At 57.9% G+C, this 13784-nt stretch carries 12 protein-coding genes; 2 read left to right on the top strand and 10 right to left on the bottom strand.

Annotation, left to right across the window (positions count from 1 at the left end; all coding sequences use genetic code 11):
* The first annotated feature begins 529 nt into the window (after positions 1-529).
* A complete protein-coding gene (locus FG13_RS14285; RefSeq protein ID WP_035821871.1) occupies positions 530-2212 on the top strand; it encodes a methyl-accepting chemotaxis protein in 1683 nt (560 codons plus the stop codon).
* Here the strand turns inward: FG13_RS14285 and FG13_RS14280 are convergent, their stop codons facing one another.
* Positions 2213-2431 carry an oxidoreductase-like domain-containing protein gene (locus tag FG13_RS14280; RefSeq protein ID WP_035821869.1) on the bottom strand — a complete coding sequence of 73 codons (219 nt, stop codon included), beginning with the start codon at positions 2429-2431 and terminating at the stop codon, positions 2213-2215.
* A 375-nt stretch (positions 2432-2806) separates the two neighbouring features.
* Between FG13_RS14280 and FG13_RS14275 the strand changes: the two genes are divergently transcribed.
* On the top strand, positions 2807-4357 hold the full coding sequence (locus FG13_RS14275) for a DEAD/DEAH box helicase (RefSeq protein WP_035821868.1): 1551 nt from the start codon (positions 2807-2809) through the stop codon (positions 4355-4357).
* A 401-nt stretch (positions 4358-4758) separates the two neighbouring features.
* On the opposite strand, the gene FG13_RS14270 is transcribed toward FG13_RS14275, so the two are convergent.
* The 9 genes from FG13_RS14270 to FG13_RS14230 all read right to left on the bottom strand — a co-directional run bounded on the left by FG13_RS14270 (position 4759) and on the right by FG13_RS14230 (position 13783).
* A complete protein-coding gene (locus FG13_RS14270) occupies positions 4759-5982 on the bottom strand; it encodes a hypothetical protein (RefSeq protein WP_035821865.1) in 1224 nt (407 codons plus the stop codon).
* Between the two features lie 264 nt (positions 5983-6246).
* A complete protein-coding gene (locus FG13_RS14265; RefSeq protein WP_051959060.1) occupies positions 6247-8187 on the bottom strand; it encodes a nucleoside-diphosphate sugar epimerase/dehydratase in 1941 nt (646 codons plus the stop codon).
* Positions 8188-8470: 283 nt separating this feature from the next.
* Complete coding sequence (gene rfaE2 / locus FG13_RS14260) at positions 8471-8956, bottom strand: D-glycero-beta-D-manno-heptose 1-phosphate adenylyltransferase (RefSeq protein WP_035821864.1); 486 nt, start codon at positions 8954-8956, stop codon at positions 8471-8473.
* A gap of 58 nt (positions 8957-9014) precedes the next feature.
* Positions 9015-9575: a sugar transferase gene (locus FG13_RS14255; protein WP_035821863.1), complete on the bottom strand. Its 561-nt coding sequence runs from the start codon at positions 9573-9575 to the stop codon at positions 9015-9017.
* Positions 9572-10531 (bottom strand): NAD-dependent epimerase/dehydratase family protein, encoded by a 960-nt coding sequence (locus FG13_RS14250; RefSeq protein WP_035821861.1) that lies wholly within the window; start codon positions 10529-10531, stop codon positions 9572-9574. Before FG13_RS14250 ends, FG13_RS14255 begins: the two co-directional genes overlap by 4 nt.
* Positions 10528-11526 (bottom strand): hypothetical protein, encoded by a 999-nt coding sequence (locus FG13_RS14245; protein ID WP_035821858.1) that lies wholly within the window; start codon positions 11524-11526, stop codon positions 10528-10530. The genes FG13_RS14250 and FG13_RS14245 overlap by 4 nt, the downstream gene beginning before the upstream one ends.
* A 21-nt stretch (positions 11527-11547) precedes the next feature.
* Positions 11548-12081, bottom strand: coding sequence for a serine O-acetyltransferase (locus FG13_RS14240; RefSeq protein ID WP_035821856.1), 534 nt, complete (start codon positions 12079-12081; stop codon positions 11548-11550).
* Positions 12078-13211 carry an NAD-dependent epimerase/dehydratase family protein gene (locus tag FG13_RS14235; RefSeq protein WP_035821854.1) on the bottom strand — a complete coding sequence of 378 codons (1134 nt, stop codon included), beginning with the start codon at positions 13209-13211 and terminating at the stop codon, positions 12078-12080. Before FG13_RS14235 ends, FG13_RS14240 begins: the two co-directional genes overlap by 4 nt.
* Complete coding sequence (locus FG13_RS14230; protein WP_035821852.1) at positions 13208-13783, bottom strand: D-sedoheptulose-7-phosphate isomerase; 576 nt, start codon at positions 13781-13783, stop codon at positions 13208-13210. Before FG13_RS14230 ends, FG13_RS14235 begins: the two co-directional genes overlap by 4 nt.
* Between the last annotated feature and the right edge of the window lies 1 nt (position 13784).

The following is a 13784-nucleotide window of genomic DNA, read 5'->3' as shown; positions in this document are numbered from 1 at the left end:
GGGCGGCGGCGTGGGTATTCGTGGCTGGTGTCAGGTTGCTATAAGCTTTGTACATGGTAGGGCCTCGTCTTCTGATTTTGTTGGATGGCGCTGCTTTTATGGCTTGCTAGCGTTGTGCTGAATCTTGTATCCACTATAGAACCAGGGGCAGCGGACGTGCATCGGATGAGCCGACGCGCTTATGTAGGCTAGGAACATTGCCTCGTGTCATCCAACTCCTACGCCTGATCTGCATTTTTTTCTCTCTGGAAACAAACGGCAAAAAACAGGCTCCCCTGCCAGCTCCCCGTGAACTTTGGCTGCATGCCTTGATCAAACCACTCTGCGCTGCCGTACGACGGTGATAAAATGTTGCATTGCGGAAATTTGATTTGTGTGTCGGGATGAGCCGCTACTCTTGCTCTCCATCACTGCTCACTTCCGCTGCAACCTGCGATGCCTTCCTTGGTCGCTTCACTGCCCGCGCCGTGCATTTGCCGGCGCGCGGCCGTCTTGTCCCGTTTACCCGTTTAATGAAGGAACGCAACGCATGAAATGGTTTTTTGATTTGAAAATTGCCACCAAGCTGATCTTGTCGTTTGGCGCCGTGCTGCTGTTGACGGCCGCGCTGGGCGTGTCGGCGATCTTTTCCATGGCGCGCATCAATACCGCATCGACCGACCTGTCCGAGAACTGGATGCCCAGCGTGCTGGCGGCCATGAATATGCGCAGTGATGTCAGCGATTTCCGCCGCTGGGAACTGGCGCACATGCTGGCCGCACAGGATGCCGACATGGCGCAGAACGAAACGCGCATGACGGAAACCCAGGCCAAGCTGAAGGTGGACGGCGACAAGTACCGCAGCCTGATTTCCGAGCCGGGCGAGCAGGAAGCGTTCGAACGCTTCCTGGCGCTCAACGATGAATTCATGCGCTTGCATGCAACCATGCTGAGCCTGTCGCGCGAGATGAAAAAGGAAGAGGCGCGCGCGCTGGCTGTGGGGCCGTCGGCCAAGGTCATGGCGGACATGATGGTGCTCCTCGATAAACTGGTGTCGATTAACACGGATGGCGGCGTGCGTTCGAGCGCCAGCGCCGACGCAACGTATGCGGCCTCGCGCGCCAGCCTGATCGGCCTGGTGGTGGGCATCGTCGTCATCGGCATGCTGCTGGCGCTGTGGGTGGCGCGCCGCGTGGCGCGTCCGCTGATCGCGGCCGTCGGCGTGGCGCGCCAGGTGGCGGCTGGCGATTTGACGGCGCATATCGTTGTGCAATCGCAAGACGAAACGGGGCAATTGATGCAGGCCCTGAAAGACATGAACGCCAGCCTGCAGACGCTGGTGGGGCAGGTGCGCAGCGGCACCGATACCATTGCCACGGCGTCGAGCCAGATTGCCGCCGGCAACCAGGATTTGTCGTCGCGCACGGAAGAGCAGGCCAGTTCGCTGGAAGAAACGGCCTCGTCAATGGAGGAGCTGACGTCGACCGTGAAGCAGAATGCGGACAATGCGCGCCAGGCCAACACCATGGCGCTGACCTCGTCGAGCATCGCCATCGAGGGCGGCAAGGTGGTCGGCGAAGTGGTGGGCACGATGGCGTCGATCAATGCGTCGTCGCGCAAGATCGTCGACATCATCGCCGTCATCGACGGCATTGCCTTCCAGACCAATATCCTGGCCCTGAATGCGGCCGTCGAGGCGGCGCGTGCAGGCGAACAGGGACGCGGCTTTGCCGTCGTGGCCACGGAAGTGCGCAACCTGGCGCAACGCTCGGCCGCGGCGGCCAAGGATATCAAGGTCCTGATCGGCGATTCGGTCGAGAAAGTCGAGGCGGGATCGAAACTGGTGGATCAGGCGGGCCGCACGATGGATGACATCGTTGCCAGCATCACCCGCGTGACGGACATCATGAGCGAGATCACGGCCGCCAGCAGCGAGCAGAGCGCCGGTATCGAGCAAGTTAACCAGGCCATCGCCCAGATGGACCAGGTGACGCAGCAAAATGCGGCCCTGGTGGAAGAGGCGGCCGCGGCGGCCGAATCGATGCAGGAGCAGGCAGCCAGCCTGAGCGAAGTGGTCAGCATCTTCAAGCTCGATGTGGCGAGCGCCGCCACATCGCGTGCGCCTGTCAAGGCCGTCAAGGCGCCGGCAGCCGTGACGCCGGCAGCTGCGCCACGTCAACTGGCCGGCACGGCGCGTCGCGCGGCGCCAGTGGATGAGTGGGAAAGCTTCTGATCAGGCGCGCTTGCGCGGTTTCTTGACACCCTGGGTGGCGGGTGCGGCAGCGGCTTGCTGGCGCTGCTGCCACGCTCTCAGGGCCTCTTCGTAGGCGGCCAAGTCTTCCTGGTACATTTCCAGCACGCAAAAGGTGCAACCGCTGTGGCAGCATTCGTCATTGCCCGGTTTGCTGGGCGCTTGCGGTTGCGGATCGTGCGGTAAAGGCGGGGTGGGCATGGTGATGGCTGGGGACGGTGGAGCTGGCATCGAAGCAGGCATAGGAGCAGGCATCATACGGCATCCCGGCGTGCCGTTGCTGGAACGCTTTTTGCTCAAAAATCACGGTTTCCGTGTACAGTTGCGGTGAATTAGGGTATCGTTTACAGCACTGATATTGTATCTTCTGCGCGCGATGTTCCGCCGGCGCGATCTCCGCCGCCATCGCAGCACATCTCTTCGACGCTCCCGCATACGCCCTACAGCATGTCCCGGAGCACGGAGGTGCCGCAAGAACAATGATCCATGGCTTGCAAGACGGAGCTGCCTGTGCCCCGAAATGTTGTTTATTGAGAAAGCATGGCTTCCGCAGTGCGGAGGCACACCAGAAAATTTATGTCTGAAACCGAATCGACTCCTACGCCCAGCCCGGCGATTGCCCCTGAAGCGGCGCCCGTCGCCGCTGCGCCTGCACCAGCACCTGCCGCATCCGCTGCTCCCAGCCTGACTTTTGCCGACTTTGGCCTCGCGCCTGAAATCCAGCGCGCACTGACCGACCAGGGTTACACCCATCCGACACCGATCCAGGAACAAGCGATCCCCGTGGTGCTGCAAGGCCGCGATGTGATGGGTGCCGCGCAAACGGGCACCGGCAAGACGGCCGGTTTTTCCTTGCCGATCATCCAGTTGCTGATGGCGCATGCCAGCAGCAGCATGTCGCCGGCACGCCACCCGGTGCGCGCGCTGATCCTGACGCCGACGCGTGAACTGGCGGTGCAGGTAGCCGAAAACGTCAAGGCCTACGCCAAGCACACGCCGTTGCGCTCGACCGTCGTCTTCGGCGGCATGGACATGAAGCCGCAAACCGTCATCCTGCGCGGCGGCGTGGAAATCGTCATCGCCACCCCAGGCCGCTTGCTCGACCATATCGAGCAAAAGAACATCAGCCTGAGCCAGGTGCAGATGCTGGTCATGGACGAAGCCGACCGCATGCTGGACATGGGCTTCCTGCCTGACTTGCAACGCATCATCAACTTGCTGCCGAAGCAACGCCAGAACCTGATGTTCTCGGCCACGTTCTCGCCAGAAATCAAGAAGCTGGCCGCCACCTTCCTCAACGATCCGCTGACGATCGAAGTGGCGCGCAGCAACCAGACGGCCGACAAGGTCACGCAAGTGGTCTACAAGGTGACGGAAGACCAGAAGCATGCCCTGGTCGCCCATCTGCTGCGCCAGCGCGACCTGAAGCAGGTCATCGTTTTCTCGAACACCAAGATCGGCGCCTCGCGCCTGGCCCGCGTGCTGGAACAGGAAGGCATGAGCGCCACGGCGATTCACGGCGACAAGAGCCAGCAGGAACGCATGGCGGCGCTGGAATCGTTCAAGAAGGGCGAGATCGACGTGCTGGTGGCCACCGACGTGGCGGCGCGCGGCCTGGATATTTCCGACCTGCCTTGCGTCATCAACTTCGACTTGCCGTACAACGCGGAAGACTATGTGCACCGCATCGGCCGCACGGGCCGCGCCGGCGCCTCGGGCGACGCCATCTCGATCTACTCGGATAAAGACGAACGCTTGCTGGCCGATATCGAAAAACTCATCAAGCAAAGCATCAAGCGCGGTGAATTGACGGGCTTCAACCCCGTGCCTGCCCGCAGCAGCGACAGCGAGCGCCGTCCGCCGCGCCGCAGCGAAGGCGGCGAGGCGCGTCCTGCGCGCGCGCCGGAGAGCCGCCACGCCGGCGAGAGCCGTGACAGCCGCTCCGCCGAGCGCGGTGCGCGTCCCGCCTTTGGTCCCGGCGCCCGCCGCGAAAAGGCCGATCCCTGGTTCCTGAAGCCATATGAGCCCGCCAAGGCAGCGGCCCCGGCTGCCGCCAGCATGGCGCCTGCCGCAGCTAAGCCGAAACAGAAGGTGGCCGCGTTGCTGGGTGGGTTGTTGAAGCAATAGGGATCACTGTTGGTGCCTGTACGTCGGGCATTAACAATATCCTTACGAAGATGCAGGATATTGTTGAACGGAAATAACCCGATGCAGGGTAACGATGAACGGCCTGATCGCCTTGTGCGATCAGGCCGTTTTTCATTCAGCGGCGCATGCAGCATGCCGGCGCTGCCGTGTGCGAGGAGCGTAATGCCAGCGTGGTGCGGGCTATCCGGGATGAGGGCGTTGTAATGGCAGATATGTCGCCGTGTGCGCCAGGAAATGGTGCTGGAGAAGGGGTATGGCAGGAACACTGCGAGCATTAGCGAGTGAAGTCGTGGCGTAGCGTGGCTGCTGGCAAAAAAAATGCCGCTTAGTTATTACTAAGCGGCATCTCGGAAGGCTGGTCGGGCAGATTGATGCCAGACTCAGGTCTTGCTAAACATTTTGCGTCCAAAGATGACGGCCAGGGACAGAATCAAACCGGCAAACAGGCTGAACAAAATGGTGATCGACAGACGCAAGGACAGATTTTCTGGCAAGCTGGGACCTGCAATGAAGCGGCTTTTTTCCAAGTACTGGCTGATCGCTGTTTGATTGTCGATAGTGATCTGATTAAAGACCTCCTTGACTGTGTCGTCTTCCATGTTCTTGTTTTTGAAGACTTCAACCTTTACCGGTTCCAGGCCGCGCAAGATATCTTCGCCGGATTTCGTATTGTCGACCAAGATTTTTGCCTTGTCGTAATACTCGCGCAACAGCATGTTCTGTTGCTGTTCGCGGCGTGCCTTATGGATTTTTTCGGTCGCTTCCGATGCCAGTACTTCTGTGGTCATCAATTGCGTGACTGGCGGCAGATAGCGCGCTGTTTCATCATTGACTGAAACGATCTGTCGCGAAGCCTGGCCAGCTATTTCTGGATAGCGCGATACAATTTTCTTTAAATCATCACCGCTGCGACGGAAGTAGGCAAGGCGCTCATTATTGACAATAATTTCATTTTCCAGCGCCGTGATCTTGGCTGTCATTTCGACATGCTTGAAGCGCAGGATATCCGTGTAAATGATATACACAATGGTATCCATCGTGTAGCGGCCCAACAGTCCAACGATGTTTTGTGCTACTTTCGGATCCTTATCGTCATAGCTGATGCGTAAGCCAATGACATTGTTGTTGCCATCCTTGGGATCTTCCAGTAATTCCTTGGCATCAAGTTTGGTAAATGGAAATACCGGATCGATCCACTTTGAAATGCCTTCGCGCGAGGAAAATGAACGGCGCAATGACTCGGTGCTGGCGCCTTGTTCCAGTTTGTGCTGAGCCAAGAAGTCCGTAAAGCGCTCGTTCGATTTGAACGCTGCAGCATAGCGCTTGTAGTCAGCCAGTTTGATGCCAGGACTTGGTTCCTTTTCCTTTTCTTTTTCCTTGTCAGTGGTTTTCTTGACCATGGGAATAGCCCCGCCAAACTGGAAGAAGCCTTCACTCTTGTACTCGGAAAATAACATCCGGCCTGCCAGGCCCACGGCCACAGCAAGCAAGGTAATCGCCAGTAAAGTACGGCGTCCTTGCCATACGGTCGTCAGCAAATCGGTGACGGGAAGAATGTTTTCATCGATCTCATCCCCTTCAATCATTTTTACTTCTTTATGCATAATTTCTCATTTTAATAAATGCTTGCGGCAGGAGTTTCAAGTATGTGGTTTATATCCGGGGCGAGGCGCATGGTGCTGATTACGCTTGCCTTTGTTATGTCGATGCCTGACAGGCAGAGAGTGACGTTGTCATGATGGCTAAACAACGCGCAATTCAGTACATTATAGCGTTTCAATTCTGTCGTGCCGTGCCAAATTGTGACAGTTTGTATAGCCTCACTGGCTGGCGCGATCCGGAGTTTGCGCCAGCCAGGCTCGCCAGTGCTACAACATGACGGACGCGCCAGGGGTTTTCTGTTGTGCAGGAGATTGTTGCGTATGCTGCTCCAGCCAGATAAAGTCTTCAATGCCACATTGCGGGGTGTATTCCTTGATGATGGTGCGTAATGAGGCACGTACCCCTTCGTAATCGAACTGGCTGCAGGCACGGTCCATTTCTTCCAGCATGTCGTGCAATTCGGCCCAGGCAATTTCGGACTCCTGGGCACGCATGATCAGCGGGTGGCTGGTTCCTTCGACATTGTCGCCGATCAGCAATTCCTCATATAGTTTTTCACCTGGGCGCAAACCTACATGTTCAATGGCAATGCCATCCGGCGCCGTCTTGCTGCGCACTTCCAGGCCGCTGAGATGGATCATCCGTTCCGCAAGGTCGATGATCTTGACCGGTTCGCCCATGTCCAGCACGAAGACATCGCCGCCTTCTCCCATGGCGCCCGCCTGCAATACCAGCTGCGCCGCTTCAGGGATGGTCATGAAGTAGCGCGTGATTTCAGGATGCGTCAGGGTAATGGGGCCTCCCGCTTCGATCTGTTTGCGGAAGAGGGGCACGACGGAGCCGGACGATCCCAGGACATTGCCGAAGCGAACCATGCAGAAGCGGGTGTGCTTCTGGTTGCGGGCGAATGCCTGCAAAATCAGCTCGGCCAGACGCTTGGTCGAGCCCATGACATTGGTCGGGCGCACGGCCTTGTCTGTGGAAATGAGCACGAAGCATTTGACGCCGCTGGCAATGGCGGCGTTGGCGATGCTCAAGGTTCCGAACACATTGTTGCGCACGCCTTCGATCGGGTTATGCTCGACCAGCGGCACGTGCTTGTAGGCGGCCGCGTGGTATACCGTATCGACGACGTAGGTCGTCATGATTCTCTTGCATTTCTCGGTATCGAGCACGCTGCCGAGAAACGGCAGCAAATCAAAATGCAATCCATGGGCCGACTTTATGCCCAGCAGTTCCTGTTTGATGGAATACAGGGCAAATTCCGACATCTCCAAAAGGATCAGGCGTGTCGGACGCAAGGTAACGATCTGACGGCACAGCTCGGAACCGATTGAGCCTCCCGCACCGCTGACCATGACGCATTTGCCGGTAATGCAGGCGGCAATCAGCCCGGCGTCTGGCGTGACCTGGTCGCGTCCCAGCAAGTCTTCAATTTCGATGTTGCGGATATCCTGGAGGCGCAGCTCGCCGCTGAGCAGGCTTTCCACCGGAGGCGTGACTTTGATATGCACTTTTAAAGGCTCGAGCTTGTCGAGGATGCGCTTTTGCCGGCTTTTTGAAATGGATGGCATGGCCAGCAGGATTTCGCTAATGCTGGTACGGGCGATCACATCGGACAAGTCGGCGGTGCCGTACACTTTCATGCCGGAAATGGTAATGCCATTCAGTTCGCTGTTGTCGTCAATGAAGGCCACGGGCAGGTAGTCATGGCCGGCACGCAAGGCGCTGGCCAGTTGCGTGCCAGCCCTGCCGGCGCCATAGATGGCCACCCGCACCATGCCTTGGCGTTTGCTTGGATGCAACAGGAAGCCGCGTGCCAGGAAGCGGCTGGCCACCACGTAGGCGATGGCACTGATCCAGTAAATGCCGAATACGCCGCGCGACATGCCGACCATGTGGGTCATGAAGGCCGCCAGCGCGACCAGCAGGGCCACTGAAATCGTGACGCCGAGAATGACCGAGAATATGATCTTCTGATCGATGAAGCGTATCACCGCCCGGTACAGCCCCAGTCGTATGAAGATGGGCAGGGAAATGAGGGGCACGGCGACGATCAGGTACAGATAACTCATGAACAGAGCCGTATTGACCGAATCGTAGCGCAGCAGGATGGCGATGCAGAACGTAATCGGCAGAAGAATTAAATCTGCCGTTGCCGCGATCATCTGCTTATGGAACCGAGATAAATCAAGAATGGATTTCATTGTTTGGCTAAAAATTATTGTGATTCGACTCGATAAGCCTGTTTTTTTCTGCGCAATATCCACGCATGGCATATGTCAGAAGTATTATCGATGTAAACATCAAGGTAAGAAAGAGTGGATTGGATACTCTTGATGTTAAAAAAACTTTCGATGAATATTCTTCATCGAATAAATTCAAAAAGCATGGTAATTGTCAAACCGGACAAGAAAAATTGCCACGTTATTTGCCATCACACTGGTGCGCATTTTAATGGAACAGCTGAGGACATGGCGCGCCTGCCTGCTAGGCCGGCACCTGGCTGCGCACCTTGGCCAGCAGCTTGGAGGTCGAGCGGTCGTGCTCGAAGTCGATCGCCACCGCCTGTCCGCCATAGGCGAGCACTGCCTGTCCTTCGGGAATGGCATCCATCTGGTAATCCCCGCCCTTGACGTAAATATCCGGATGGGCCTCGCAGACGACTTGCAGCGCGGTATCGTCATCGAATGCCACCACCAGGCTGACCGATTCGAGCGCCGCCAGCACCGCCATGCGGTCCGGGCAGGCATTCAGCGGGCGGTCATCTCCCTTGTTCAGGCGCTTGACGGAGGCGTCGGTATTCGCTGCCACGACCAGCGAGCCGCCCAAGGCCCGTGCCTGTGCCAGATAGGTTACATGCCCGCGGTGCAGGATGTCGAACACACCGTTGGTCATGACGACTGGCTTGGGAAGGGCCGCAACGCGTTGTTTCAGCTGTTCCAAGGAGGCGATTTTGTTTTCGAATTCAGGCATGGTAGACAGAGAGAGCTAGGTTAAATACACCTGCCGCGCAGAGGCGCGGCAGATCGTGTCAGTGTGTGACGCCGTCGCGTTTGATCACTTTCAGGAACGTCAAAAAGATGATTTTGATATCCAGTGCCAGGGACTGCTGTTTCAGGTATGCCACATCGAGTTGCACTTTTTGCGGGATGGGCAAGTCGTCGCGGCCATTGATCTGGGCCCAGCCCGTCAAGCCTGGCAGCAACCGGTCGACGCCGTGTTCCGTGCGCAAGGCGATCAGGTCATCCTGATTGAACAGGGCAGGCCGCGGTCCGACAAAACTCATGTCGTTGACCAGGATGCTCCACAGTTGCGGCAGTTCATCGAGGCTCGACTTGCGCAGGAAGGAGCCGACGGGCGTGAGAAATTGCGCAGGATTCTGCAGCAGGTGGGTGGCGACTGCCGGTGTGCCGATACGCATCGTGCGAAATTTCGGCATCTTGAAAATGCGGTTGCGTTGGCCCACGCGATCCGACCAGTACAGGACGGGACCGGGGGAGGTCAGGCGTACCGTCAGGGCGACGATGAGCAGCGGCAATGCAAGGATGACGGTTGCAATCAGAGCCAGCAGGAGGTCGAATAGTCGTTTCATGATGTGTGTGTGTATTCCTTACCAGTTTTAATCAGGGCCTCGGCCGTTGTATAGGGTGCTTGCCATACCAGTTGCCGTTGTGCCTTGGCGATATCGACAGTCAATCCGGCATCGAGCTTGTCAAGCATCTGGCGCTTGCCAACCAAGGTGCAGGCCAGCGCAAGTAGTGACCTGGGAATGGCCAGCAGGCGCGCGGTCTTGCCCATGCCGATGGCCAGATGGCGGAAAATCTCGGGCAGGCTCACCGTTTGCGCATCCGCCGCCAGAAAAATGTCGTGCAGCGCTTGCGGGCAAGTTGCACAGGTGCGCAGGAAATCGGCCAGGTTCCACACGCTGATCAGGCTGCGTTTCGACTGCAGGCGCCCGAACGGCAGCGGCCAGCCTTTTGCGGCAAGCTTGAGCAGGGTGCCGAAGTTGCCGGGGGCTTCCGGTCCAAAGACCAGTACTGGCCGTACGATGGCATACTCCATGCCACATTGCTGCGCCATGTCCTGCACCAGCTGTTCGGCTTCCAGCTTGCTGATGGCATACAGGTCATGCGGCGCCGGCGTGTCTTGTTCCGAAAAGGGCGTGATATTGCTGTTGCCATTGACGCCGATCGAACTGACAAAGACAAAGCGCTTGACGCGCGCATCCGCGGCGCGTTCCAGCAAGCTCCTGGTCAGCCCGACATTCACACGGCGAAACTCGCCAAGCGGATCGGCCGCGGTGTCGCGCATCACGTGGGCGCGGCCGGCCAGGTGGATCACGGTATCGCACTGTGGCAAGACCGTATCGAGCGCGTCGAGGTTGGCGAAATCGGCGATGCACACTTCCTGCGCCACGCCAGGGATGGCGCGGCCGCCGTCACGCACCAGGGCGATCACGCGGTGGCCATGCCCGGCCAGGTGGCTGCAGAGCCGGCGTCCCACAAAACCCGTGGCGCCGGTCACCAGGATGGTCTGGCTGGTGCTCATGGCGCCACCGAAAACACGTCGCGCAGCCAGCCGTCGATCGAGTATTTGTCATACAGCGCGGCAGGCAGGTCGACATACGGCGTGGTCAGGAATGCAGGATCGATCTGGGGTGTTTCCCTGTCGATCACGGCGATGTTTTCCGGCCGATAAAAATCGTATTTCCTGACATTTTGATTCGTCGTGATCAATTTCTTCCGGGCGCCCACCATTTCGATGGTGCGCATCGTCAGGCCGATCTGATTCGGATGCTGGAAGTCCAGAATGACATTCGACTTGGCGATGGCCGCCATCACCTGCGCCTTGTTCATCGGCGTGAAGGAAAATTCGGAGATTTTCGATTTGAAGAAAGCTGGCACGAACAGTTTTTTCAGGCGATAGATCACGACGCTGGGAATGAACAGGAAAAAGAAATTCGGCTTGCCATTGGGTGGCAGCGCGGCGCTGATCTTTTTCACCAGCGCATAGCGGTCGCTGTGCGCCGTGCCGATAAAGGTGACGTTATAGCCGATCTCCGTGCGCGGCAGGTCGCGGTATTCGTTCAGGAAGAACAGCGGCCGCAGGCGGATGCCGGGAATCGTCTGGGCATCCTGGTCATCAAAGGTAAATGCGCTGTCGAACTGACCGACGGATTGCCGGAAGTTGCCATTGTTTTTCACCGAGTCATACGAATAGTAAATGAACTTGGCCTTTGCATTTTTTTCGCGCAAAGCTTGCAGGATATCGGCCGGCATGCATTCCATCTTGATGATGAACACAAAGTCGTAGTTGCCGTGGTTGCTATCGAGCAGAACGGAAAAATAGCGGTGAATCGCCTGCTGTTGCGTACGCGGCATGACACGGATGGCGAACTTCGACCAGGCGCTGGTGGACGGACGATCGTCGTGATAGTCGACGTGCGCTCCCAGCTCTTCGAGCCGTTTCTTTATTTCGCGTTCATACCCAAAGAAAGCCGGGGCGATAAACAGGATTTTTTTCCCGTTAAAAAAATTTTCCACTGTACTTAATCAATCAATTATTTAGATGGGTGCGGCGGGAATGCCGACCACGGTCAAGCCAGATGCCACATCCTTGAGGACCACCGCGTTGGCGCCGACGCGGACGTTGTCACCGAGGACGACGGCGCCAAGCACCTTGGCGCCGGAACCGACGATCACATTGTCGCCGACCACCGGGCGCGAAGCGTCGTGGTAGCCGATATCGATTTCGCGGGCGCCAAACGTGACGTTATGGTAAATCGTTGCATTCATGCCGATGCGCAGGGCGCCGATGACCGTGCCCTGCGTATGCGGGAAATACAGGCCTGGACCGATTTCGCAGCGGACGGCGATTTCCAGGCCGAAGACGACGAAATTAATCAGGGACACCAGCTTTGCCAGCGGCGACAAACGCTTCTGGAAAAACCAGTGAGACAGGCGAAACAGCACCACCGGCATGAAACGCGGCGAAAAAGACGTCAGCAGCAGGCGTCCGAAAGTCGGTTGCCGGTCCGGCTGGCCGGCATAGAAATATTGCCTGGCCAGATCGGCATACAAGGTGGTGCGCAGACTCATGACATCATCTTACGTTTTTTCAGCTCTTCATTTGCTTTGTCCAGGCCGTCTTCCGGCAAGGGCTGGGAGCTGACCCAGGCAGCGAATTCCTCGATACCGCGCGCCAGCGACACCTGCGGTGTGAAGTTCAAGGTTGCCTTGATCTGGCTCAGATCGGCGTAGCAATGACGGATGTCGCCCAGGCGATACTGGCCTGTCACTTCCGGACGGACGGTGCCGCCCAGGGCATCGACGAGCAGATTGGCGATGTCGAGCACCGAGGTCGGCTCGCCGGCGCCAACGTTGAGCGTGGCGCCGCTGGCGGCGTCGCTTTCCATGGCCAGCTGAATCGCTTGCACGATGTCGTTGACGTGCACGAAATCGCGGCTTTCCAGGCCGTCTTCGAAGATTGGCAAGCTCATGCCGCGGCGGATACGGGTCGAGAAAATGGACAGGATGCCGGTGTACGGATTGTTCAGCGACTGGCCTGCGCCGTAGACGTTCTGGAAGCGCAGGATGGCGGTGCTGATGCCGAGCGAGTCGCCGGCGATGCGGATCAGGTCTTCCTGCGCGTACTTGGTTGCGGCATAGATGGACGCCGGGCTGGGGCGCGCTGTTTCCGGTGTTGGAATGGCGCGCAATGGGCCATTGCAGGTGGGGCAGAGCGGATCCCACTGGTGGTTTTTCAGCTGCGCCGCACTGCGGGCGCCCGGATAGACCGTGCCATGGGTGAGGCAGGCATACGCGCCTTCGCCATAGATCGAGCGCGACGAAGCGAGGACGATCTTTTTCACCGTATTGGGTTTGTTCGCCAGGATGTCGAGCAATTGCGCGGTTGCCTGCGTATTGACTTCATTGTAGTGGGCGATCTGGTACATCGATTGCGCGGTGCCGGTTTCGGCCGCCAGATGGACGACCGTGTCGACCGTTTGCAAGGCTTGCTCGAGCACGCCGGACTGGCGCACATCGGCGCGAATGAAATGGATGCGGCCGTCGCGCAGCATGGCTTCATCGAGTTGCGGGTAGGGGCCGTGAATTTGCGGCGACAGATTGTCCAGCACGGAGATGCGATAGCCGTCGGCCAGCAATTTGCGGCTCAGATTGGTGCCAATGAAGCCGGCGCCACCGGTGATCAAGATATGTTTGTTCATGCGGACTCCCATTTGCCGTAACCCAGGTTTTTTTCGATCATGGCACAGATGGTGTGCCCGATGAAGATATGTGCTTCTTGAATGCGTGCCGTGACATTGCTTGGCACGATCATCGGAATATCGACCATGCCGGCCAGTTTGCCGCCATCCTTGCCAAGCCAGCCGGCGGTTTCAATGCCCATCGTCTTTGCCATGTCGACTGCATGCATGATGTTTTGCGAATTACCCGACGTGGAAATAGCGATCAGCACATCACCGGGCTGACCTACGCCGGCCAGTTGCCGTGAAAATACGTGATCATAGCCATAGTCATTGGCGATACAAGTGAGGGCAGAGGTATCCGTCGTCAGCGAAATTGCCGCCAGCGCACGGCGGTCGTCCACCAGACGACCGACCAGCTCGGCGGAAATGTGCTGCGCGTCGGCAGCGGAACCACCGTTGCCACAGAAAATGACTTTGCGCTTGTTGCTGATGGCTGTGCTGCATGCATCAGCAATCCTGACTATTTCATTTTCGATTTGCGGCAGGCGCTGGAATAGTTCGATATGTTCTGTTATGAATTTTTGTAACATT

This window comes from Janthinobacterium sp. RA13 (assembly GCF_000745325.1).
In the GTDB taxonomy this organism is placed as follows: Bacteria; Pseudomonadota; Gammaproteobacteria; order Burkholderiales; family Burkholderiaceae_D; genus Janthinobacterium; species Janthinobacterium rivuli.
Note: the sequence above shows the minus strand (reverse complement) of the source record. Positions and strands in the feature narration are given on the sequence as shown.